The organism is Catenuloplanes niger (assembly GCF_031458255.1).
GTDB classification, from domain to species: domain Bacteria; phylum Actinomycetota; class Actinomycetes; order Mycobacteriales; family Micromonosporaceae; genus Catenuloplanes; species Catenuloplanes niger.
Genome location: NZ_JAVDYC010000001.1, coordinates 3800526 through 3822193 on the forward strand (window position 1 = coordinate 3800526; position 21668 = coordinate 3822193).

Sequence of the window (21668 nt, forward strand, 5' to 3'; positions counted from 1 at the left end):
TGACAGACTGGAGGGTCGCGTGCGGAGGGAGTCACAGCTGTGGCCGATGGACCACTGATCGTGCAATCGGACAAGACCCTGCTGCTGGAGGTCGATCACAAGGACGCGCAGGCGTGCCGGATCGCGATCGCGCCGTTCGCCGAGCTGGAGCGGTCACCGGAACACGTGCACACGTACCGGTTGACGCCGCTGGGCCTGTGGAACGCGCGGGCCGCCGGGCACGACGCGGAGGCGGTGGTGGACGCGCTCATCCGCTTCTCCCGCTACCCCGTGCCGCACGCGCTGCTGGTGGACGTGGCCGAGACGATGGACCGGTACGGCCGGCTCCAGCTGGTCAACCACCCGCAGCACGGCCTGACGCTGCGCGCGCTGGACCGGGTGGTGCTGATCGAGGTCGCGAAGTCGAAGAAGCTGGCCGGCATGCTCGGCGCGAAGATCGACGACGACACGATCGTGGTGCACCCGTCGGAGCGCGGCCGGCTGAAGCAGGCGTTGCTCAAGCTCGGCTGGCCGGCCGAGGACCTGGCCGGTTACGTGGACGGTGAGGCGCACCAGATCGACCTGGCGCAGGACGGCTGGACGCTGCGGACGTACCAGCGGGAGGCGGTCGACACGTTCTGGGCCGGCGGCTCCGGCGTGGTGGTGCTGCCCTGCGGCGCCGGGAAGACGCTGGTCGGCGCGGCCGCGATGGCGGAGGCGAAGGCGACCACGCTGATCCTGGTGACGAACACGGTCGCCGGCCGGCAGTGGAAGCGGGAGCTGATCGCGCGCACGTCGCTGACCGAGGAGGAGATCGGGGAGTACTCCGGCGAGCGCAAGGAGATCCGGCCGGTCACCATCGCGACGTACCAGGTGCTCACGTCCCGGCGGAACGGCGCGTTCACCCACCTGGACCTGTTCTCCGCGCGCGACTGGGGCCTGGTCGTCTACGACGAGGTGCACCTGCTCCCGGCGCCGATCTTCCGGTTCACCGCGGACCTCCAGGCCCGCCGCCGGCTGGGCCTGACCGCCACGCTGGTCCGCGAGGACGGCCGCGAGGGCGACGTGTTCTCGCTGATCGGCCCGAAGCGGTACGACGCGCCGTGGAAGGACATCGAGGCGCAGGGCTGGATCGCGCCGGCCGAGTGCATGGAGGTTCGGGTCACGCTGACCGACGCGGAGCGGATGAGCTACGCGACCGCGGAGGCGGAGGAGCGGTACCGGATGGCCGCGACCGCGCGGACCAAGCTGCCGGTGGTGAAGGCGCTGCTGGAGCGGCACCCGGACGACCAGAAGCTGGTGATCGGCGGCTACATCGACCAACTGCACCAGCTCGGCGAGTTCCTGGACGCGCCGATCGTGCAGGGGTCGACGACGAACAAGGAGCGCGAGCGGCTGTTCGACGCGTTCCGGGCCGGCGAGATCTCCACGCTGGTCATCTCGAAGGTCGGCAATTTCTCGATCGACCTGCCGGAGGCGGCGGTGGCGATCCAGGTGTCCGGCACGTTCGGGTCGCGGCAGGAGGAGGCGCAGCGGCTGGGCCGGGTGCTGCGGCCGAAGGCGGACGGGCGGCAGGCGCACTTCTACACGGTGGTGTCCCGGGACACGATCGACACCGAGTACGCGGCGCACCGGCAGCGGTTCCTGGCCGAGCAGGGGTACGCGTACACGATCACGGACGCGGACGACATCCTCGGCCCGAAGCTGCCCGAGTTCTAGCGAGGAGCGCCTAGGGCGGCACCTCCGGGCCGCCGGACAGCAGCGGATGCAGCAGGTCCCCGTCGGATTCGAGGCGGGCGAGCACCTCCGACGGGGACAGCTGCCGGGCCGCCGCGTCGCCGCACGCCATCGACTCGACCTCGTCCCAGGTCAGCGGCGCGGACGCGGTCGGGGTGGGCAGCGCGCGCAGCGAGTAGGGCGCGACCGTGGTCTTGAACGCGTTGTTCTGACTCCAGTCGATGAAGACCTTGCCGGGGCGCAGCTGCTTCGCCATCCGCGCCGTGATGCCGCCCGGGACCGCGCGTGCCAGTTCCTCGGCGACCCGCTTCGCGTACCCGCTGATGATCTCGGCGCTCTGTGTCCCGGCGATCGGGCAGCAGAGCTGCATGCCCTTCTTGCCGGACGTCTTCGGATAGCACTCGATGTGGTCGCGGGCCAGGCGGTCGCGCATCAGCACCGCGACCGCGCAGCACTCGCGCAGCCCGGCCGGCGCGCCGGGGTCCAGGTCGACGACCAGCAGGTCCGGGTCGAGGCCGACCCGCCACTGCGGCGTGTGCAGCTCCAGCGACGCGATGTTGGCGACCCAGACCAGTGTGGGCAGGTCGTCGACGACCACGAAGTCGATCGTCTCGCGGCCGTGCGTGGAGTTCGGCACCGGCAACGTCTCGGTGTGCACCCAGCCGGGCTTGCCGGGCGGCGCGTTCTTCTCGAAGAAGAACTGGCCGCCGACGCCGTTCGGGTAGCGGATCCGGGTCAGCGGGCGCCCGCGCAGGTGCGGCAGCAGCGCGGGCGCGACCCGGGTGTAGTAGTCGATCACCTCGGCCTTGGTGAAGCCGGCGTCCGGGTAGAGCACCTTGTCGAGGTTGGAGAGCTCCACCTCGCGGCCGTCCACCTCGACCAGCATCCGGTCAGGCATCGTCGGTCACCTCCCCGGGCGACTTGTCCGGACGAAGACGCAGGAAACGCGGAAAACGCAGGCGGGCGTCGAGCGTGCGCTGCCCGTACTTGACCTCGACCACCCGCACGGGGTCTACCCAGATCGCGCCCCGCGCATCCTCGCGGGGCACCGAGACGAACGGTGACGCGCCGGTTACCAGCGGCTCCAGCAGCGCCAACAGCGATTTTTCGGTCGCGGCGCCGATGCCGCCGCCGACCCGGCCGCGGAACAGCAGCCGGCCGTCCGGTCCCGGCACGCCGACCAGGAGGCCACCGATCCGGCGCACGCCCGGCCGCCAGCCGCCGATCACGAAGTCGCCGGTCAGATCCATCTTGATCTTGATCCAGTCCGGCGATCGGGTGCCCGGCAGGTAGGTCGAGGTGAGCCGCTTCGCGACCACGCCCTCCAGCCGGTTCTCCTCCGCCACCGCCTGGGTGACCGGCCCGTCCGGGAACGTCGGCGGCACCGCCCAGCGCGGCCCGTCCGAGACCAGCGCCTCCAGCCGGGCCCGCCGTTCCGTGTAGGGCAGGCCCGTCAGGTCCACGCCGTCCTGCCGGAGCAGATCGAAGATCATGTAGGTGATCGGCCGGGTCGCCGCGAGCCGCGCGGCCCGCGCCGGATCGCGCACGTGCATCCGCTCCGCGAGCAGCTGGAACGACGGCCGGCCCTGGTGCAGCACCACGATCTCGCCGTCCAGCAGCGCGTCGCCGAGCAGGCCACCGAGCGGTGTCAGCTCCGGGTAGGCGACCGTGATGTCCGCGCCGGACCGGGCCGCGAGACGCAGTACACCGCCGGCGGCGTCGGCGAGCGCGCGAACGCCGTCCCACTTGAACTCGAACGCCCAGCCGGCACCGGCGGGCAGCTCACCCGACGTGGCCAGCATCGGGCGTGGCCCGGCCGCCATGCTCTGGAGCCTAGGCCCAAAACCTCGCGCGATGTGCCGATCGGTGCGATCCTCGTAGATACCGGGCCAAACGTCGGGCGGGGGTTCCGGCCGGTCAGCAGCGGTTTGGAGCGACAATGCGGGCTATCTGGAAGGGTGCCGTCTCGTTCGGCCTGGTGTCGATCGCGGTGCGGCTGTTCTCGGCCACCGAGGAGAAGGACATCCGGTTCCATCAGGTGCACCGGGAGGACGGCGGCCGGATCAAGTACAAACGGGTCTGCTCCGTCGACGGCGAAGAGGTCAAGTACGACGACATCGCCAAGGGGTACGACATCGGCGGCGGCGAGATGGTGGTGCTGACCGACGACGACTTCGCGGACCTGCCGCTCTCCACCTCGCGCGCGATCGAGGTGCTGGAGTTCGTGCCGGCCGACCAGGTCGACCCGATCCTCTACAACAAGGCGTACTACCTGGAGCCGGACGGCGCCGCGACCAAGCCGTACGTGTTGCTGCGCGAGGCGCTCGGCGACGCGGACCGGGTGGCGATCGTCAAGGTGGCGCTGCGCCAGCGCGAGCAGCTCGCCACGCTGCGCGTCCACGACGACGTGCTGCTGCTCAACACGATGCTCTGGCCGGACGAGGTGCGCGCGCCCGAGTTCGGCTTCCTCGACGACGACATCGAGGTCCGCCCGGCCGAGCTGGCGATGGCCTCGTCGCTGATCGACTCGATGGCCGCGAACTTCGACCCGGAGGCCTACAGCGACAACTACCGCGCGGCGCTCCAGGAGGTCATCGACGCGAAGGTCGAGGGCCGGGAGATCGTCGCGCCGGAGGAGGAAGAGGAGGCGGCACCGGGCGCGACCGACCTGATGGCCGCGTTGCGCGCGTCGGTGGAACGGGCCCGCGCCGCGCGCGGCGAATCGGCGTCATCGGGCACGAGCGACGGCGACGGTACGGCGAAGGCCGCCCCGGCCGCCAAGTCGTCCACCTCGGGCTCGGGCGGGCGGAAGACGGCCGCGAAGAAGACCGGCGATGACGCGGCTCCCGCCAAGAAGGCCGGCCCGGCGAAGAAGGCGGCGGCGAAGAAGACCGCCGCGGCCAAGAAGACGACAGCGGCGAAGAAGACCGCCGCGGCCAAGAAGACGACAGCGGCGAAGAAGACCACGGCCGCCAAGAGCACCGCCTCGAAGAAGGCGTCCTGACGGCCCGGTGCCCCGGGCCGGGCGACGCGGACGTCCGTGCCGCTCCCGGCCGCGCGGTCAGGCGGTTGAGCGCGCCGCCCACTCCCGGTCGGCGGCGCGCTTGCGTTCCAGGCCGTCGCGTCCGTCGTACCGGAGGAAGGACGGCAGCGCGGCCGCGAGCACGACCGTGCCGAGCACGCACAGGATGCCGCCGGTGACGATCGAGCCGCTCACGCCGGTGACCCGGGCGACCAGTCCGGCACGCGTGCCGCCGAGCAGCGGGCCGACCGAATACGAGATCATCTCGATGCCGGCCAGGCGCCCGCGCAGGTGGTCCGGGACGGTCTGGCCCCAGATCGTCATCCGGAACACGCCGGAGATCATGTCCGCCGCGCCGGCGAACGCCAGGCACGCCACCACCAGCCACAGCGAGGTCGCCAGGCCCGCGCCGATGATGCCGACGCCCCAGGCACCGGCCGCCAGCACCACCATCAGGCCGTGCCGGTGGATCCGCCCGGTCCAGCTCGACGTGAGCGAGGCCAGCATCGACCCGATCGCGGGCGCGGCGTAGAGCAACCCCAGCACCTCGGGGCCGCCGAGATCGTCGGCCATGAACGGGTAGAGCGCGGACGGCATGGCGAAGAACATCGCGTTGATGTCCACCAGGTAGGTGCCGAGCAGCTCGGGGCGGCTGCGCGCGTACCGGATGCCGGTGATCACGGAGCGGACCGACGGGCGTTCCGCGGCCGGTGGCGGCGGCACCGCCCGGACCAGCCACAGGCAGCACAGCGACACCACGAACGTGAGCAGGTCGAACGCGTAGACCCAGTGCAGGTCCACGGTCGCCATCAGCACCCCGGCCAGGCCGGGGCCGGCCAGCTGCCGGACCTGGCCGCTGAGCGAGTTCAGCGCGATCGCCGCGGGCAGCTTCTCCAGTGGCACCACGCGCGGGATCGTGCCCTCCAGCGCCGGGCGCTGGATGCCCTCGAACGCGGCGGTCAGCCCGGCGACCCCGAACAGCACCCACAGGTGCGCGTCCGCGAGCAGCGAGTTGAGCAGCAGGACCAGTGCCAGCACGGCGAGCGCGGCCTCACTGATCAGCACCAGCCGGCGACGGTCCACGTAGTCGGCGAGCGCGCCGCCGACGAACGACATGATGATCAGCGGCACCAGCTCGGCCACCCCGAGCAACCCCACCATCAGCGGGTCGTCGGTCATCTGCGCGACCTGGTACGGGATCGTGATGAGGCTGATGTAGGACCCGAAGCCGGAGACCGTGGACGCCGAGAAGATCAGCCGGAAGTCGCGCGAGATCCGCAGCGGGGACAGGTCCATCACGTACCGGCATGCTGCCCGATCTTGCGGGAACGGGCTACTTCATTACCAGGATTCCGGTGCGCTCGAACTCGGTCAGGTCGTCCAGCGTGCGCGCCACCGTGCCGGGGAGCGGGAACGGCGGGTCGGCGAGGTCGAACCACATCGCGTCCAGGCTCTCGTCCGTCACGCGCTGCAGCTCACCGTCCCACTCGTCGACCCGGAAGCCGGTCACGAAGTGCTGGTACGTGTGCCCCCACATGTTCGTGAACGTGTAGTCCGCGCCGGAGTACATCGCGTACGGCGTGACGCGGTGCGCGTTCAGCCCGGTCTCCTCCCGCACCTCGCGGATCGCGCACTGGGTGATCGACTCGCCCAGTTCCATCGCGCCGGCCGGCAGCGCCCAGTGCCCGTTGTCGGACCGCTGGATCAGCAGCACCCGGCCGCGGTCGTCGTGCAGCACCGCACGCGCCGCGATGAACATCAGGACCCGATCGCCGGCCAGCTCGCGAATCTGGCCCATGTACGAGTCCGCCCACGGAATGCTGACCATGACCGCAGTTTTTCACAGCGCCCGAACCCTTCCGCACTGTGACCCCGGTCACCTAACGTTGGTGCGCATGCGTAGCACGATGATGGCGAATCCGTTGCTCGTCTCCCGCCTGCTCGAGCACGGCAGCACCGTGCACGGCCGCGCCCACGTTGCCACCTGGACCGGTTCCGGCTCCCGCCGCACGACGTACGCCCAGGTGGGGGCGGACGCCGCACGACTCGCCCACGCGCTGCGCGACGAGCTCGGCGTGACCGGTGACCAGCGCGTCGCCACCTTCATGTGGAACAACGCGGAGCACCTGACCGCCTACTTCGCGGTGCCGAGCATGGGCGCGGTGCTGCACACGCTCAACCTGCGGCTCTTCCCCGAGCAGCTGACCTACATCGCGAACCACGCCGAGGACCGGGTGGTCCTGGTCGACGAGACGCTGGTCCCGCTGCTGGCCAAGGTGCTGCCGACGATGAAGACGGTCGAGCACGTGGTGGTCAACGGCTCGGCCGCCGCGGTCCCGGCCGGCCCCTGGCAGGTGCACTCCTGGTCCGAGCTGCTGGCCGGGCGCCCCACCGAGTTCGACTGGCCGGAGCTGGACGAGCAGGACGCGGCCGCGCTCTGCTACACGTCCGGGACGACCGGCCACCCGAAGGGCGTCGCCTACTCGCACCGCTCGATCTGGCTGCACTCCATGCAGGTGTGCACGCCGGAGTCGTTCGGGCTGAGCGCGCTCGACACCATGCTCGCCATCGTGCCGATGTTCCACGCGATGTCCTGGGGCCTGCCGTACGCGTGCTTCATGTCCGGCGCGTCGCTGGTCGTGCCGGACCGGTTCATGGCCGGCGCCGCGATCGCGCCGATGATCGCGGCCGAGCGCCCGACCAAGGCCGCGGCCGTGCCGACCATCTGGACCGACCTGCTCGCCCACCTCGACGCGGAACCCACCGACGTGTCCTCGATGAGCGAGGTGATCGTCGGCGGGTCGGCGTGCCCGCCCGCGCTGATGCACGCGTTCCAGGAGCGGTTCGGGATCACGATCGTGCACGCCTGGGGGATGACCGAGACGTCCCCGCTCGGCTCGGTGTCCCGGCCGCCGGCCGGCGTCGACCCGTGGCCCTACCGGTACACGCAGGGCCGGGTGCCGGCCGGCGTGGCCGCCCGGATCGTGGGCCCGCTCGGCGACGTGGTGCCGTCCGACGGCGAGGCGGTCGGCGAGCTGGAGGTCCGCGGCCCGTGGGTGACCGCCGGCTACCTCGGCGAGGACCGGCCCGACCCGGAGAAGTTCCGGGACGGCTGGCTGCGCACCGGCGACGTCGGCACGCTCTCCGCCGACGGCTTCCTCACGCTCACCGACCGCGCCAAGGACGTGATCAAGTCCGGCGGCGAGTGGATCTCCTCGGTCGAGCTGGAGAACCACCTGATGGCACACCCCGCCGTCCTGGAGGCGTGCGTGGTCGGCGTGCCCGACGACCGCTGGGGAGAGCGCCCGTTCGCCACCGTGGTGCTCCGCGAGGGAGTGTCCGCCACCGCCGCGGAACTCCGGGAGTTCCTGTCGTCACGGGTGGCGAAGTGGCAGCTGCCGGAGCGGTGGGCGTTCATCCCCGCGGTCCCGAAGACGTCGGTCGGCAAGTTCGACAAGAAGCGGGTGCGCTCCTCGTACGCCGACGGTTCGCTGCCCGTCTCGACCCTGGGCTAGCTAGGCGTGCTGGCGGACGTGCGGGCCCTCGGCGATCGCCTCGACCATCTTCGCGCAGAACGCGGGCAGGTCGTCCGGGTTGCGGCTGGTCACCAGGCCGTTGTCGACGTAGACCTCCTCGTCGACCCAGGTCGCGCCCGCGTTCGCCAGGTCGGTGCGCAGGCTCGGCCAGGACGTCAGCGTGCGCCCGTCCACCACGCCCGCCTCGACCAGCGTCCACGGCCCGTGGCAGATCGCCGCGACCGGCTTGTGCGCGTCGAAGAACGACCGTACGAACCGCACCGCGTCCGGGTCCGTGCGCAGGAAGTCCGGGTTCGCCACGCCGCCGGGCAGCACCAGCGCGTCGTACTCCTGCTCGCTGGCGTCGCTCACCACCTTGTCCACCGGGTACGTCTTCGACTTGTCCATGTGCTCCATCGCCTGGATCTCACCGGACTTGATCGACACCAGCTCGGCCACGCCGCCCGCGTCGATCACCGCCTGCCGCGGCTGGGTGTACTCGACCTCCTCCACGCCGTCCGTCGCCAGGAACGCGACCCGCTTGCCCTCCAGCACCGCAGTCATCTCGGTTCATCCCTTCCGTTCGGCTACGCCTCCGGCATTCCCGCCCCTCCCCCGCCGAAACCAGCGCCCGCTGTGACCTGCCTTGACCCGGCCCGGCGCGCGGAGGGGGATCTCGGTGTCGGGTGGCCGAGGGCGTGACGTATATTGAGTGGGCGTTGCCGCCTTAGCTCAGTCGGTAGAGCGTGTTACTCGTAATAACAAGGTCGACGGTTCGATTCCGTCAGGCGGCTCAGCAGAGCGAAGCCCCTGGTCACCTCGGTGGCCAGGGGCTTCGTCGTGCACCGTCCCGGTCGTGCGCCGCCGGCCCGGCCGCGGTGGTGCGGCCCGAGACCGGCACGGCGCGGCTCACGGAGCGGCGCGAGCCGGTCAGCGCAAAGTGCGCGCGCGCTGGATCGCCGGGGTGACGAGTCGCTCGACGAGCGACCGCTGGCCGTCGGAGATCTCCCACCCGACGTCTGCCACCATCACCACGGTGCGACCGGTGCGGACCACCACGAGATAGGTGTTCCTGGTCATCGTCTCGCCGGCGTACTGGAACGTCTCCGTCAGCCGGAGCAGCAGCGACTCCGCGCCCGCGGTGCCGGTCGACAGCACGGTCCACCGGCCGCCGCCCTGATCGGTGTCGTCGCAGTTCGTCACGGCCGCACGCAGGTAGCGCTGCGCGCCGTTCGCCCGGAAGCTGCCGACCCACTCGACGACGACCGTCGGGGACTCACCGACCGCGACCATGGCGGAGATCGCCCGGTCCCGGCGCGGAGGCAGCCCGCCGTAGCGATTCGTCTCGGCGCAGGGCCGTGGTGGCCGCAGCGCATTCCACCGGTCCGCGTCGACGGGTGAGGTCACCGCGCCGCCGAGATCCTCCGGCTGCAGCATGGCGGTGCCGGGAATGCCACGCGCCGAGCCGGGGCCACCCCGGTCGGTCGCGACGCCGGCGGTGATCCCGGTGACGCCGACGGCGGCCTCGGCGGCCTGCCGGCCGGTCGGGGTGGCCGCGCCGGCGGCGGAGGCGAGCGTGACGATCATGACGCCGGCCAGCAGACCCGTCACGGCCAGGCGGACCGCGCCGGTACGCGGTGAGGTGGTGGTCGGCGCGCCACACCGGGTGAAAACGTCGCGGCGACGACTGTACGAGCCGGGTCGATATCGACGAACAGGGGTTCGGACCATGGGAAAACCTCCACGACTGTGAGGACGTGACCGAGCACGACGGTGGTCGGCCGCACGGGCCGCGACGGCCTCGTTCCGGGCCGCTCGTGGTTACGTGCCGTGCACGGTTGACGCGGTCCCGATGGCGAGGACGACAGCGCGGTGACCGAGGTCCGGGACGTCTTCAGGCCGTGGGAACACGGGCTGTACACCGGTGCCGGATCAGGTCCTCCGATGCATCGAAGGCAAGGCCGACCCTACGCTCCGTATCGCTCCGTGACTATGCGGGCGTCTGTCCGTCACCGGACCGTGCGCCGGGTCGGCACCCGTACGAGAATCGCGGGTACGCCCAGGCGGTACTACCATCTGTGCGTATCGCATCACCTCAGGTCAGCGTTTTGGTCCATACGGGCTCGGGTACCGAACCTCACGACGGCACGCCGGGCGGGTGGGAGCGGGTGACGATCGTGGAAAGCCGACTCAAGGTCTCCGGGCACTCGGTCCACCTGATGCTCTTCATGCTGCCGATGGGCCTGTTCGTCACCGGGATCATCTTCGATCTCTTCCACCTCATGGGCGGGCCGGCGCTGCTCGCGATGGCCGGGTACTGGCAGGTGGTGGGTGGGCTGCTCGCGGCCGGCATCGCGGGGCTGGCCGGCCTCGTCGATCTGCTGTTCCTGCAGCCGGGGACGCGGGCCCGGCGGGTCGCGATCGCGCACGGGCTGATCAACGGTGGCGTGCTGGCGATGTTCGCGGTGATCTGGCTGGTCCGGGTCGGCGACCCGGAGCGGGCCGCCGGGGCGATGCTGGTGGCGGTCGAGACGCTGGTGCTGCTGGGCGGCGCGGTCGCGGCGTGGCTCGCGGGCGAGCTGGTCGAGGAGACGCCGGCCGAGGACGAGGCGCGGCCGGCGACGTTGCGGCGACGTGCGGTGCGGGCGATCGGGGCGATCGTCGGCGCGCGGTGAGCAGATCTCCAGCCCGTGGCCGGGCGCGGGGATCGACCGGCGTCGAGTGCGTGTCGAGTGACTGTTAACGATTCCCGATAGATTCTTCGGGGTGACCGTCGATCCGACTGAGGTGCCGGCGGAGGCCCAGCCCCGCGTCCGGCGCCGTCCCGCGTCCCTCGATCCACGCGAGCTCGGGTTCACCCCGCAGCCGCCGGTGCCCTGGCTGTCGCCGCTGCTGCTGATCAACGCGGGCCTGCGTACGCTGCTGGCGCATCTGTTCGGTGCCTATCTGGACAAGCGCGAGATGCAGATCGCGCTCGGCCCGGTACCCGACCACGACCACAGCGACGCCGACGAGCTGTGGATCGACTACGTGGCGGACCTGGGCGACGGGTTCGACGCGACGTACTCGATCGCCTATCTGCTGGCGCAGCCGGAGCTGCGTCCGGACGGCGTGGACCGGCCGCTGCCCCGCGGCCGGCTGCTGGTGATGGGCGGTGACCAGGTCTATCCGACGGCGAGCGGGGAGGCCTACGAGAACCGGTCGAAGGGGCCCTACGAGGCCGCGCTGCCGGTCGCGCCGCCGGACGGCGTCCAGCCGACGCTGTTCGCGGTGCCGGGCAACCACGACTGGTACGACGGGCTCACCGCGTTCCTGCGGCTGTTCGCGCGGCGGCGGGACGCGAAGTTCGGCGGTTGGCGCACCGAGCAGCGTCGGTCCTACTTCGCGGTCAAGCTGCCGCACGGCTGGTGGCTGCTGGGCCTGGACGAGCAGGCCGGGTCGTACATCGACGACCCGCAGCTCGAGTACTTCCAGGACGTCGCGGACCGGATCCGGCCGGAGGACCGAATCATCCTCGCGGTGCCGGCGCCGACCTGGGTCAAGGCGGCGGACCGGCCGGGCGCGTACGACTCGGTCGACTACTTCGTGCGCAAGGTGCTGGCGCCGACCGGTGCACCGGTGCGCCTGATGCTCAGCGGCGACCTGCACCACTACGCGCGCTACTCCGGCCCGGACCGGGAGCTGATCACCTGCGGTGGCGGCGGCGCGTACCTGGTCGCGACGCACACGCTGCCCGAGACGATCACGGTGCCGCCGCGCGACACCCTGGTCCGGAACGCCAGCACGCCCCGCGATTACACGATCAAGGGCCGATTCCCCACGGTACGGGAGTCCCGCCGTCACCTGCCGGGGATCTTCTGGCGCCTGCCACGTAACAACCCGGGTTTCGCCACGTTCATCGGCATCGTGCACACGATGCTGATGCTCACCATGAGCGGCGCCGTGCGTGGCGAGGAGTCGTCACCCCAGCTCCTGACGCTGCCGTTGGGCCTGATGCTCTGCTTCGTGCTCGGCGCCACGATCGCGTTCGCGAAACCCCCGAGAATCGGCCAACGGGGGTACGCCAAACACTGGCTGATCGGCATAGCGCACGGCCTGGCTCACCTGTCGGCGGCCGCGCTCGGCACCTGGGCCTGGCTGAGCAGCCCGCTGTCCACCTGGGAGTGGCAGGTCGTCACGGCCGCGGTCGTCTACGGCCCGGTCGCGGGTTTCCTCGGCACCGAACTGCTCGCGCTCTACCTGGTGATCGCCAACTTCTTCACCGTCAACGTCAACGAGCTCTTCGCCGGCCAGGGCATCGACGACGCCAAGTCGTTCCTCCGCATGCACCTCGCCGCGGACGGCACGCTCACCGTCTATCCGATCGCGCTGCGCACGGTCAACCGCCGCTGGGCCGCCGCACCGGACGCCCCCGAGCACTCCCCGTGGATCGTCCCGGCCACCCCGCTGCGCCCGCACCTGGCGGAGGAGCGGCCGATCCGCGTCTGAGCCCGGCCCGTCAGGCCTGCGGGTACGCCGCGTCGTGGGCCTGGCGGGGGCCGCAGACCGAGGCCCGGGAGCAGGAGCACCGGGAGCCGTCGGCGTCCAGCCGCACCACGACCTCGTCGCGCGGGACGCTGTGGCCGACGACCTTGCCGTCGCCGTGGTCCGTGGTGACCCGCGAACCGATCGCGGGCGCGGTGGCCTGGAACTTCTGGTACAGGGGATGTTCGTACTTCAGGCAGCACATCAGGCGGCCGCAGGCGCCGGAGATGCGCAGCGGGTTGAGTGGGAGCTCCTGGTCCTTGGCCATCCGGATGGTGACCGGCTCGAAGTCAGTGAGGAAGGTGGCGCAGCACAGGTCGCGGCCGCAGGAGCCGATGCCGCCCTGGACGCGGGCGGAGTCGCGGGCGGAGAGCTGCCGCAGTTCGACGCGGCAGTGCAGGGTGGCGCCGAGGTCGCGGACCAGCGAACGGAAGTCGACGCGGTGCGGCGCGGTGAAGTAGATGGTGGTGCGGGCGCCGCCGTTGCCGCCGGTGGACTCCAGCACGTGGTCGATCGCGACCACCTTCATCGGCAGGTCGTGCTCGCGGATCAGGCGCTTCGCGGCGACCTTGGCCTCGGCCTTGCGGCGGCGCTGGGCCTCGTCACGCTTGAGGTCGGTCTCCGTCGCCAGGCCGGCCAGCCGGGGGAAGCCGTCGGTGTCCTCGCTGACCCACTGCGCGGCCCACACGCACTCGGCCACCTCGGGCCCGTCGTCCGTGGGCACCAGCACCTTGTCGCCCACGGCGGGGCGCAAATCGCCCGGATCGAGGTAATACAGGCGCCCATAACGGTTGAAACTCACCGCACACAGCATCCCCATCCCTTCACCCTACGTCGTGGAACGAGCATCGGGGAGTGGTGCGGAGCACCCTCATTTGTCCTCATACACGCGATTCAAGCCGGTCGGTCAATATCTGCCGACCGTCCGGGCAGGACAGTCGGGCGAGCCGTGTCGGATCCGGCGGGCGCGCGGTTGCGCAGATGTCCACAGGACCTGCGGGGGGTGCAGGAAACGGCGGCGGCGTCGCGGCCGGAGCGGCTCTTGGCACCGGCCGTCCCGCCCCGCGGCGCCGCCGTCACCCCGTGGAGGCGTGTGGGTCAGGTCCCCGAGGTGAGGGTTCGCCCGTTGACGTGGGTGAACGCGCCCGCGACCAGTTCGCGCAGCGCCTCGGCGTCCAGGTCCGCGAGCCGCTTGACGTAGAGGCAGGACTTGCCGAGTGAGTGCGGGCCGAGCCGCGTCAGGATCTCGTCGTAGCCGTCGAAGCCGGGCAGCAGGTAGAACGTCAGCGCCGCGCGGCGGGGTGCGAAGCCGACCGCCGGCCAGTCGCCGCTGCGGCCGGACGCGTACTCGTAGCGGTACGCGCCGAAGCCGATGATGCTGGTCCCCCACAGGACCGGCTCGGCGCCGGTGACGTCGGCCATCAGCGCGCAGGCGGTCTCCGCGTCCTCCCGGCGGCGGGCGTCGGTGACGGACGCGAGGAAGCCGGGCACGCTCGCCGCGGTCCGCCGGGTCTTCGGCTCAGCCATGCCGCCCACCGTAGGCCGGATGCGGTCCCGCTGTCGCACAGATTCGCACAGCGGTCAGTAACGGGTCCGCAGCACGCGACCGTCCGGGCGGGGCAGCGGCTCGTCGGCCGGTTCGCGGTAGCCGATGTCGGCCAGCCGTTCGGTCCACTCCGCGTGCAGCACCTCGCCGGCCTCGACGGTCTCCGCGACCACGCCCAGCACCCGCGCCGCGATCTCCGCGGCCGCGGTCGCGGTGGCCACCTCGTCGTCCGGGGCGCCGGTCACCAGCGTGACCGCCTCCGCGGAGGCCAGCGACGCGGCCAGGACCGACGCGAGCGCGGTCCGGGAGGACGTGATCCACGAGTCGAGTGCGTCCGTGTAGTCCGCGGTGGCCGCCAGGTGACCGGCCAGGCTGGCGCTGTCGCCGGCCAGGTGGTCGGCGAGCCCGGCCCGGTACCGCTCGAACGCCTCCGCGCCCGCGCCCGCCCAGTCCTGCGGCGTGCCGATGGTGTCGCGCGCCTCCGCGTACTCCCGGGCGACCTGGCGCAGCGACGCGCCGGCGGCGAGCAGTGGGGCGGGCCGCAACGCGATGATCGCCTCGACGGACGGGAGCGTGAGCGCGCCGAGGCGGCGCAGCAGCGGCCAGAGGTCGTGCTCGGTGGGGGCGCCGTGGGCGTGGAGGGCGTCGTCGACCCGGTGCAACAGGTCGGCGGCGGGCTCGGCGAGCGCGTCCAGCTGGTCCATCTCAGGAAATGCCTCGATAAATCGGTTATCGGCTTCGGAATCGGGCGGCGGCGGCGTGGTCGGTCTCGGCGTACGCGGCCGCCGCGATGCGCAACGACTCGGCCGCACCGGCGAGCCGGGCCGCGGTGGACGCGGCCTCCCGGGCGTGCCCCTCGACCACCCGGGTCCACTGCGTGCGCAGCGAGCGGTGCAGCTCGCCGAGGCGGCCCGGCGCGTCCGCGCCGATCCAGGTGGGCGCCTCCAGGTCGACGAGCTTCCGGTACGCCGAGTCCAGGGTCGACGCGGCGCCGTCGAGTCGGTCGGCGGCCTCGCGCATGCTCTCCATCCGTGGCTCCCTGAAGTCAGTCAGTCCGCGAGGGACGGGTAGTCCGCGAAGGCCTCGGCGCGCAGCTTCTCCCGCGCCCAGCGTGCGGCCTCGGTCGCGGCGGTGACGGCGGCCGTGACCGCCGCGGACAGGTCCCGGCCGGTGCGGCCGTGCAGCGAGCCGAGAATCCGCACCTCCGTGATCACGCCGGTCGCGGTGACGTCGACCTCCACCGTGCCGTCCGAGGAGCGGACGGTCACCGCGACCATCGCCGCGGCGCGGTCGAAATCCGCCTGCGCGGTCTGGATTCGGCGATAGCGCGTGATGGCCTCGTCGACCCACGCCTCGTCGATCTCGCGGGGCATGCACGGCTCCCTCACCGATGACCTTTTCCACCCGGCGCACCCGGACCACGGACCGGCACCGCGTCGGCCGGCCGCACGGGCCAGGGTGAAGATGGCTCAATGTGTGCCCTCCGTTACGGCTGAGCACACTACCGGTCAACGGCCGCCGATGTAATCCCTCCGCACACGAACCTATCGAAGAATGAAAATCCCGTTAATGGGATTAGCCCTTCCAGAGCGACAGCATCATCGCCTCCACCGCGATCCGCGGCTTCACGTTCAGCGTGATCGCCTCGCGGCAGCCGAGCACCGCCTCCAGCCGGCGCAGCGTGCTCTCCGCCGACCACTTCTCGGCCGCGGCCCGCGCGCCCGCCGCGGTGTCGCCGTGCACCGGCCGGACCGGCGCGCCGAACTGCGCGGTCAGCACGTCGCGGTAGAAGCCGGCCAGGTCGACCAGCGCGCGGTCGAGCGCGTCCCGCTGCGCGCGGGTGGCCCGCGACTTCTGCCGCTTCTCCAGCTCCTTGAGCTGGCCGGCCGCGCCCCGGATCGCGCCGGACGCGCCCCGGCCGGTGCCACCCGCACCCAGCGCACGCTCCAGGTCGGACCGCTCGGTGGCGTCCAGCTCCGCGACCAGCGCGGCCGCCTCCGCCTCCGCGGCCTCGATCAGCGCGGACGCCGCGTCGAACGCCGCACCCACGCTGGTCAGCTTGCGCGGCACCGCGAGCACCGCCTCGCGCCGCTTGCGCACGTCCGGGTCCCCGGCCAGCCGCCGGGCCAGCTCCACGTCGCCCTGCGCGGCCGAGGCGGCCCACTCGGCCACGTCCGCCGGCACGCCCTGCTGTGCGGCCAGCGCGGCGGCCAGCGCCTCCGGGCGGGCCTGCACCAGCGGCACCACGCGACAGCGGGAGCGGATCGTCACCGAGATGTCGTCCGGGTGGGTGGACGGCGTGCAGAGCAGGAAGACGGTGCGGGGCGAGGGCTCCTCGATCGCCTTCAGCAGCGCGTTGCCGGCGCCCTCGGTGAGCCGGTCCGCGTCCGCCACCACGACCACCTGCCAGCGCCCGCCGGACGGCGCGGTGGCGGCGCGCAGCACCAGCGCACGCATGTCCTTGACCGCGATCGAGAGGCCGTCCGGGACCACCATCCGCACGTCCGCGTGGGTGCCGGTCAGCGTGGTGTGGCAACCGTCGCACTCGCCGCAGCCGGTGCCGGTGCGGCACTGCAGCGCGGCCGCGAACGCGCGGGCGGCCTCCAGGCGGCCGGAGCCGGGCGGGCCGGTGATGATCCAGGCGTGCGTCATCGCGCCGGTGCGGGCGCCGCCCTCGGCCTTCTCCTCGTTGCCGAGACCGCGGCCGGCCGCGACCAGCGCGTGCGCCTCGGCGGCCGCGCGCCGGAACGTGGTCGTGGCCTCGTCCTGGCCGATCAGTGCCGCGAAGACGTCCATCAGGCGGCGCTCCTCTCCACTGTGGCCGCGGACTCGTCGGGTTCCTGGGTCATGCCGAGCACCCGGTCCATGATCGCGCCGGAGAGCTCCTCCGGCGAACGGGACGCGTCCAGCACCAGGTAGCGGCGCGGGTCGGCGGCGGCGAGGTCGAGGAACGCGTACCGCACCCGCTCGTGGAACGCGGTCGCCTCGCTCTCCAGCCGGTCGGTGCCCTCGCCCCGGCCGGAGACCCGGCTGAGCCCGACGCTCGGGTCCACGTCCAGCAGCACCACCAGGTCCGGTTTGAGCCCGCCGGTGGCCCACGAGGACAGCCAGGAGATCTCCTCGACCGGCAGCGTCCGGCCGGCGCCCTGGTAGGCCAGCGACGAGTCGATGTACCGGTCGCTGATCACCACCTCGCCCCGGCCCAGTGCCGGCCGGACCACGGTGGCGACGTGGTGGGCCCGGTCGGCCGCGTAGAGCAGCGCCTCCGCGCGCGGTGCCGGCGGCGAGCCGTGCAGCACCAGGTTGCGGATCTCCGCACCGATCTCGGTGGCGCCCGGCTCGCGCGTGACCACCACGGTCCGGCCGTGCTGGCGCAGCCCCGCGGCGAGCGCCTTGACCTGCGTGGACTTGCCCGCCCCCTCGCCACCCTCGAAGACCACGAAGAGGCCGGCGGCGTGCCGTGGCTCGGCCGCGGAGAGCGGGCGCCCGCGCATCGAGCCCCACAGGTCGGCCAGCACCGGCACGCCGCGCTTGTCGTCCATCTGCCGGAACGCGCTTATCCCGGCGACGATCCCGACCGCGCCCGCGACCAGCAGCAGTGCCCGGGTGGAGGAGAACGAGACGCTCAGCCCGGCGATCTCCACCCGGCGGGACCCACCGGCGCCGACGATCACGCCGGAGAGCGCAATCGCGATCATCAGGATCATCCGGGTGCCGGTGTTGACCACCGCGAAGACCCGGCCGCGCACGTCGTCGCCGATCTCGCCGCCGAGCAGCGTGGTGCCGGCCAGGAACGCCATGCCGGCGCCCGCGCCGACCAGCAGCGCGCCCAGGATCGCCATGGCCAGGTGGATCGCGAACGCCAGGAACATCACCGAGCCGGCGGCCAGCACGATGCTCATGCCGAACCAGCGGCGCCGGGACAGATCCCGGATGATCACCGGGCCGAGGCCGATGCCGGCACCGAGACCGATGAAGAGCGTGCCGAAGAGCAGGTAGAACGCGGCGTCACCGGCACCCAGCGAGGCGGTGAAGAACCGGGCGGTGCCGATCACGATGCCGCCGCCGCCGAACGCGCCGAGGATGCCGAGCACCAGGCCGCGGACCATCGGGGTCTTGCCGACGTACTTCCAGCCCTCGGCGAACTGGCGCAGCATGCCCTGGTCCTGCTGCTCACGCCGGTCGCCGCGGCCGCTGATCTCCTTGATCCCGAAGAACACCACGGCCGCGAGCGCGAGCCGGGAGAACGCGTTGAAGTAGAGCGCCAGCTGCGCGGGCCCGCCCCACTCCGGCGGCTGCGGCACCACGCCGGAGCGGACGATCGCGTCCAGCGCGGAGAGACTGAGCGCCGCGATCACCGGGGTGATCCCGTACGTGGTGATCAGCGACAGCTGGTTGGAGATCTCCAGCCGGGCGCGCGGGATCAGGTTCGGGACCGCGGCCTCCTTGGCCGGGATCCAGATCAGCGTGATCGCCTCGATCAGGAACGTGGCGATCGCGGCCCAGGTCACGATGAGGCCCGGGTTGTCCACCGCCAGCGCGACGAGCGGGATGGAGAGGAACAGCAGGAAGCGGAGGAGGTCGCAGACGACCATGGTGAGCCGGCGGTCGAACCGGTCGGCCAGCACACCGGCCACCGGGCCGAGCACCAGCGCCGGGAGCAGCCGCACCGCGATCGTCGAGCCGAACACCAGTCCCTTCGCCGCGGAACCGGTGACCTGCGCGGACGCGAAGATCGCGGTGGCCAGCAGGCCGAGCCAATCGCCGAGCGACGCGACACCGAGCACGATCCAGAGACGCCGGAACGGCCTGATCCGCATGACCGACCGCAGCGCCTTCATGCCGGACAGGTCAACCTGTCCGCTCGCCTGTGTCTCGATGGCCGTACCTCCGCGTGCCGGCCCCTCGCTGGGCGCCCCCGGCAGAACACTCTAGCCGCGGTGCCTTTTCCGCCCTGCCCCCAGTTTCCCCTGATCGTGCCGGGGCGGCGGTCAGCCATACGTGAAGCAGGCTCGCATTGTCCGGCCTGTCCCGATACGGTACGCACGTGCCCCCCACGGACCGCGAGGCGCTGCGCGCGCGACTGGACCGCGCCACCGCCCACCTCGACCCGCCGGTCGGCGTGGTCGACCTGACCGCGTTCGACGCGAACGCGGACGCGCTGACCACCCGGGCGGCCGGCAAGCCGATCCGGGTCGCCGCGAAGTCCGTACGCTGCCGGGCACTGCTGGAGCGGGTGCTGGCCCGGCCCGGCTGGGCGGGCGTGATGGCGTACACGCTGCCCGAGGCGATCTGGCTGGTGCGCTCCGGCGTGAGCGAGGACGTGCTGGTCGCCTACCCGACGGTGAGCCGGGCCGCGCTCGCCGAGCTGGGCGCCGACCCGGAACTCGCCGCCGCGATCTCGATCATGGCGGACAGCCCCGCGCAGCTCGACCTGGTGGACTCGGTCGCCGCACCGGACCGGCGCGCGGAGATCCGCGTCTGCCTGGACCTGGACGCGTCCTGGCGACCGCTCGGTGGCCGGCTGCACCTCGGCGTGCGCCGCTCGCCGGTGCACTCCGCCACGCAGGCCGGCCGGTTCGCCGAGCACGTGGTGCGGCGCCCGGGCTTCCGGCTGGTCGGGCTGATGGCCTACGAGGCGCAGATCGCCGGGCTCGGCGACGCGCCGCCCCGGCAGGCCGCCCGCGGCCTGATCATCCGCGCCGTGCAGAAGCGGTCCGGGACCGAGCTGCTCCCCCGGCGGGTGGCCGCGGTCGCCGCCGTGCGCGAGCTGGCCGACCTGGAATTCGTCAACGGCGGCGGCACCGGCAGCGTCGCCGCCACCGCACAGGACCCGTCCGTCACCGAGGTGACCGCCGGCTCCGGCCTCTACGGTCCCGCGCTGTTCGACGGGTACCGCGCGTGGCGGCCCGTACCGGCCGCGTTCTTCGGCCTGTCCGTCGTCCGCCGCCCGGCCGACGGCTTCGCCACCGTGCTCGGCGGCGGCTGGGTCGCGTCCGGCCCCGCGGAGAAGAGCCGGCTCCCGTTGCCGTGGCTGCCCGAGGGCCTCGGCTACGTCGGCTCCGAGGGGCCCGGCGAGGTCCAGACCCCGCTGTCCGGCCCCGCCGCCGACTCGCTGCGCCCCGGCGACCGGGTCTGGTTCCGACACGCCAAGGCCGGAGAGCTCTGCGAACACCTCAACGAGCTTCACCTGATCGAGGACGACCGGGTCGTCGCCACGGCACCGACCTATCGCGGCGAGGGGCACGCGTTCCTGGGCTGAGCGCCGCGCGGCGCCTCCGGGAAGCGAGCCTTGCGGGCACCTGCCGCGTCCGGCTCCGCCCCGCTCAACTCGGCCGTTGTGCGGCGGCTCACCCCGGCCCCGGCTGTTGCGCGATGGCCCGGGGCGATAAAGGATGAAATTTCGGGCGCGGAGCGCCCGAAATCTCGGCGATCGAATCGCACAGGTTTTGCCGAGCGGCTGCCCAGCCACGGCGGAACGGGACCGCTCCGATCGGCCGCGAGGCCGGCATCCGCCACCGAAGAGTGCCGAAGCCGTCCGGCACCGCGAGGGCCGAGCCGCTCGGTGGCGGGGGCGCGGTTCGTGGTCGAACCCCCGCCGGGTTCGGTCGTCAGACGCCGACGTGGGATTGGAGATAGTCGCGGATCAGCGTCTTGGACTCCTGGATGATCCGCGGGTCGCCGTCCGAGTCGCGGCGGAACGCGAGCTTGATCAGGGAGTCCGCCGTGGTCACCGCGATCTCCAGGGCGAACCGCAGCGTGGGCGTGTCCGCGACCGCGAACTGCTCGTGCAGCACCTCGGCGATCCGGTTGGCGATGACCACGTTGTTGTCGCGTTCCTCGTCCAGCAGGTGCACGTCGACGACGTCGCCGAAGTGCAGCGTGCGGAACCCGGCGACGGTGCGGTGCATGCCGATGAACTCGTCTATCGCCGCGTCCACCCCGTCCCACCAGTGGGCGAGATTGCCGGCGGCGAACCGGGCGGACAGTCGCTCGAGGTAGGCCTCCATGTTGCGCAGGGCGAGTGCCTGCACGATGGCCCGCTTGTCCGGGAAGAACTGATAGACCGAGCCGATCGCCACTTCGGCGCGTTCGGCGAGCAGGGTCGTGGTCAGTCCCTCGTATCCGACCTCGTCGACAAGCTCAGCGCAGGCGTCGAGCATGCGCTGGACCCGCGCTACGCTGCGCCCCTGAACGGGGACGCGGCGTAGGGGTCCGGCGGTGACAGCTGTTGTCGACACGCGTCGCAACTCCCTTTCGGCAGAGAGAAAACAAAGGTTACTCGGCTTAACGAGCGAGTCGCCGCAAAGTGTTTACTCTCCGTCTCCGTGCTGATATGAATTCA

General features: G+C 72.1%; 20 protein-coding genes and 1 tRNA gene. 7 read left to right on the forward strand and 14 right to left on the reverse strand.

Annotation, left to right across the window (positions count from 1 at the left end):
• The first annotated feature begins 39 nt into the window (after positions 1 to 39).
• Positions 40 to 1698, forward strand: a complete 1659-nt coding sequence (locus J2S44_RS16565; protein ID WP_310414407.1) for a DNA repair helicase XPB — start codon at positions 40 to 42, stop codon at positions 1696 to 1698.
• A 10-nt stretch (positions 1699 to 1708) separates the two neighbouring features.
• Here J2S44_RS16565 and ligD (J2S44_RS16570) read toward each other — a convergent pair whose 3' ends face one another.
• Positions 1709 to 2614 carry a non-homologous end-joining DNA ligase gene (ligD, locus tag J2S44_RS16570; RefSeq protein WP_310414410.1) on the reverse strand — a complete coding sequence of 302 codons (906 nt, stop codon included), beginning with the start codon at positions 2612 to 2614 and terminating at the stop codon, positions 1709 to 1711.
• The gene (gene ligD, locus J2S44_RS16575) at positions 2607 to 3539 is read right to left on the reverse strand and encodes a non-homologous end-joining DNA ligase (protein ID WP_310414412.1); all 933 of its coding nucleotides are present in this window, start codon (positions 3537 to 3539) and stop codon (positions 2607 to 2609) included. Before ligD (J2S44_RS16575) ends, ligD (J2S44_RS16570) begins: the two co-directional genes overlap by 8 nt.
• Before the next feature lie 116 nt (positions 3540 to 3655).
• Between ligD (J2S44_RS16575) and ku the strand changes: the two genes are divergently transcribed.
• A complete protein-coding gene (gene ku / locus J2S44_RS16580) occupies positions 3656 to 4720 on the forward strand; it encodes a non-homologous end joining protein Ku (protein WP_310414414.1) in 1065 nt (354 codons plus the stop codon).
• Between the two features lie 57 nt (positions 4721 to 4777).
• Here ku and J2S44_RS16585 read toward each other — a convergent pair whose 3' ends face one another.
• Positions 4778 to 6034, reverse strand: a complete 1257-nt coding sequence (locus J2S44_RS16585) for an MFS transporter (protein ID WP_310429713.1) — start codon at positions 6032 to 6034, stop codon at positions 4778 to 4780.
• 37 nt (positions 6035 to 6071) lie between these two features.
• Positions 6072 to 6566, reverse strand: coding sequence for an NUDIX domain-containing protein (locus tag J2S44_RS16590; protein ID WP_310414417.1), 495 nt, complete (start codon positions 6564 to 6566; stop codon positions 6072 to 6074).
• Positions 6567 to 6633: 67 nt separating this feature from the next.
• Between J2S44_RS16590 and J2S44_RS16595 the strand changes: the two genes are divergently transcribed.
• Positions 6634 to 8253 carry a fatty acid--CoA ligase gene (locus tag J2S44_RS16595; RefSeq protein ID WP_310414420.1) on the forward strand — a complete coding sequence of 540 codons (1620 nt, stop codon included), beginning with the start codon at positions 6634 to 6636 and terminating at the stop codon, positions 8251 to 8253.
• On the opposite strand, the gene J2S44_RS16600 is transcribed toward J2S44_RS16595, so the two are convergent.
• The gene (locus J2S44_RS16600) at positions 8254 to 8817 is read right to left on the reverse strand and encodes a type 1 glutamine amidotransferase domain-containing protein (RefSeq protein WP_310414423.1); all 564 of its coding nucleotides are present in this window, start codon (positions 8815 to 8817) and stop codon (positions 8254 to 8256) included.
• A gap of 157 nt (positions 8818 to 8974) precedes the next feature.
• Between J2S44_RS16600 and J2S44_RS16605 the strand changes: the two genes are divergently transcribed.
• Positions 8975 to 9047 (forward strand) — tRNA-Thr (locus tag J2S44_RS16605).
• Positions 9048 to 9183: 136 nt separating this feature from the next.
• Here J2S44_RS16605 and J2S44_RS16610 read toward each other — a convergent pair.
• Positions 9184 to 9864 carry a hypothetical protein gene (locus J2S44_RS16610; RefSeq protein WP_310414426.1) on the reverse strand — a complete coding sequence of 227 codons (681 nt, stop codon included), beginning with the start codon at positions 9862 to 9864 and terminating at the stop codon, positions 9184 to 9186.
• 557 nt (positions 9865 to 10421) lie between these two features.
• Here J2S44_RS16610 and J2S44_RS16615 point away from each other — a divergent pair.
• The gene (locus J2S44_RS16615) at positions 10422 to 10928 is read left to right on the forward strand and encodes a DUF2231 domain-containing protein (RefSeq protein ID WP_310414429.1); all 507 of its coding nucleotides are present in this window, start codon (positions 10422 to 10424) and stop codon (positions 10926 to 10928) included.
• A 91-nt stretch (positions 10929 to 11019) separates the two neighbouring features.
• Positions 11020 to 12741: a metallophosphoesterase family protein gene (locus J2S44_RS16620; protein ID WP_310414432.1), complete on the forward strand. Its 1722-nt coding sequence runs from the start codon at positions 11020 to 11022 to the stop codon at positions 12739 to 12741.
• Between the two features lie 10 nt (positions 12742 to 12751).
• Here J2S44_RS16620 and J2S44_RS16625 read toward each other — a convergent pair whose 3' ends face one another.
• The 7 genes from J2S44_RS16625 to tmk form a co-directional block, all read right to left on the reverse strand.
• Positions 12752 to 13597, reverse strand: a complete 846-nt coding sequence (locus J2S44_RS16625) for a PSP1 domain-containing protein (RefSeq protein ID WP_310414434.1) — start codon at positions 13595 to 13597, stop codon at positions 12752 to 12754.
• A gap of 278 nt (positions 13598 to 13875) precedes the next feature.
• A complete protein-coding gene (locus tag J2S44_RS16630; protein ID WP_310414437.1) occupies positions 13876 to 14304 on the reverse strand; it encodes a DUF1801 domain-containing protein in 429 nt (142 codons plus the stop codon).
• Positions 14305 to 14358: 54 nt separating this feature from the next.
• Positions 14359 to 15027, reverse strand: a complete 669-nt coding sequence (locus tag J2S44_RS16635) for a hypothetical protein (protein WP_310414440.1) — start codon at positions 15025 to 15027, stop codon at positions 14359 to 14361.
• 25 nt (positions 15028 to 15052) lie between these two features.
• Positions 15053 to 15352, reverse strand: coding sequence for a type VII secretion target (locus J2S44_RS16640; protein WP_310414443.1), 300 nt, complete (start codon positions 15350 to 15352; stop codon positions 15053 to 15055).
• 20 nt (positions 15353 to 15372) lie between these two features.
• Entirely contained in the window at positions 15373 to 15696 is a 324-nt protein-coding gene (locus J2S44_RS16645) for a YbaB/EbfC family nucleoid-associated protein (protein WP_310414445.1), read from the reverse strand.
• 202 nt (positions 15697 to 15898) lie between these two features.
• Entirely contained in the window at positions 15899 to 17122 is a 1224-nt protein-coding gene (locus J2S44_RS16650) for a DNA polymerase III subunit delta' (protein ID WP_310429715.1), read from the reverse strand.
• Positions 17119 to 19110 carry a dTMP kinase gene (tmk, locus tag J2S44_RS16655; protein ID WP_310429717.1) on the reverse strand — a complete coding sequence of 664 codons (1992 nt, stop codon included), beginning with the start codon at positions 19108 to 19110 and terminating at the stop codon, positions 17119 to 17121. Before tmk ends, J2S44_RS16650 begins: the two co-directional genes overlap by 4 nt.
• A gap of 260 nt (positions 19111 to 19370) precedes the next feature.
• Between tmk and J2S44_RS16660 the strand changes: the two genes are divergently transcribed.
• Positions 19371 to 20585 carry an amino acid deaminase/aldolase gene (locus J2S44_RS16660; protein ID WP_310414449.1) on the forward strand — a complete coding sequence of 405 codons (1215 nt, stop codon included), beginning with the start codon at positions 19371 to 19373 and terminating at the stop codon, positions 20583 to 20585.
• A 349-nt stretch (positions 20586 to 20934) separates the two neighbouring features.
• Here the strand turns inward: J2S44_RS16660 and J2S44_RS16665 are convergent, their stop codons facing one another.
• Positions 20935 to 21564 (reverse strand): TetR/AcrR family transcriptional regulator, encoded by a 630-nt coding sequence (locus J2S44_RS16665; RefSeq protein WP_310414452.1) that lies wholly within the window; start codon positions 21562 to 21564, stop codon positions 20935 to 20937.
• Positions 21565 to 21668: the final 104 nt, after the last annotated feature.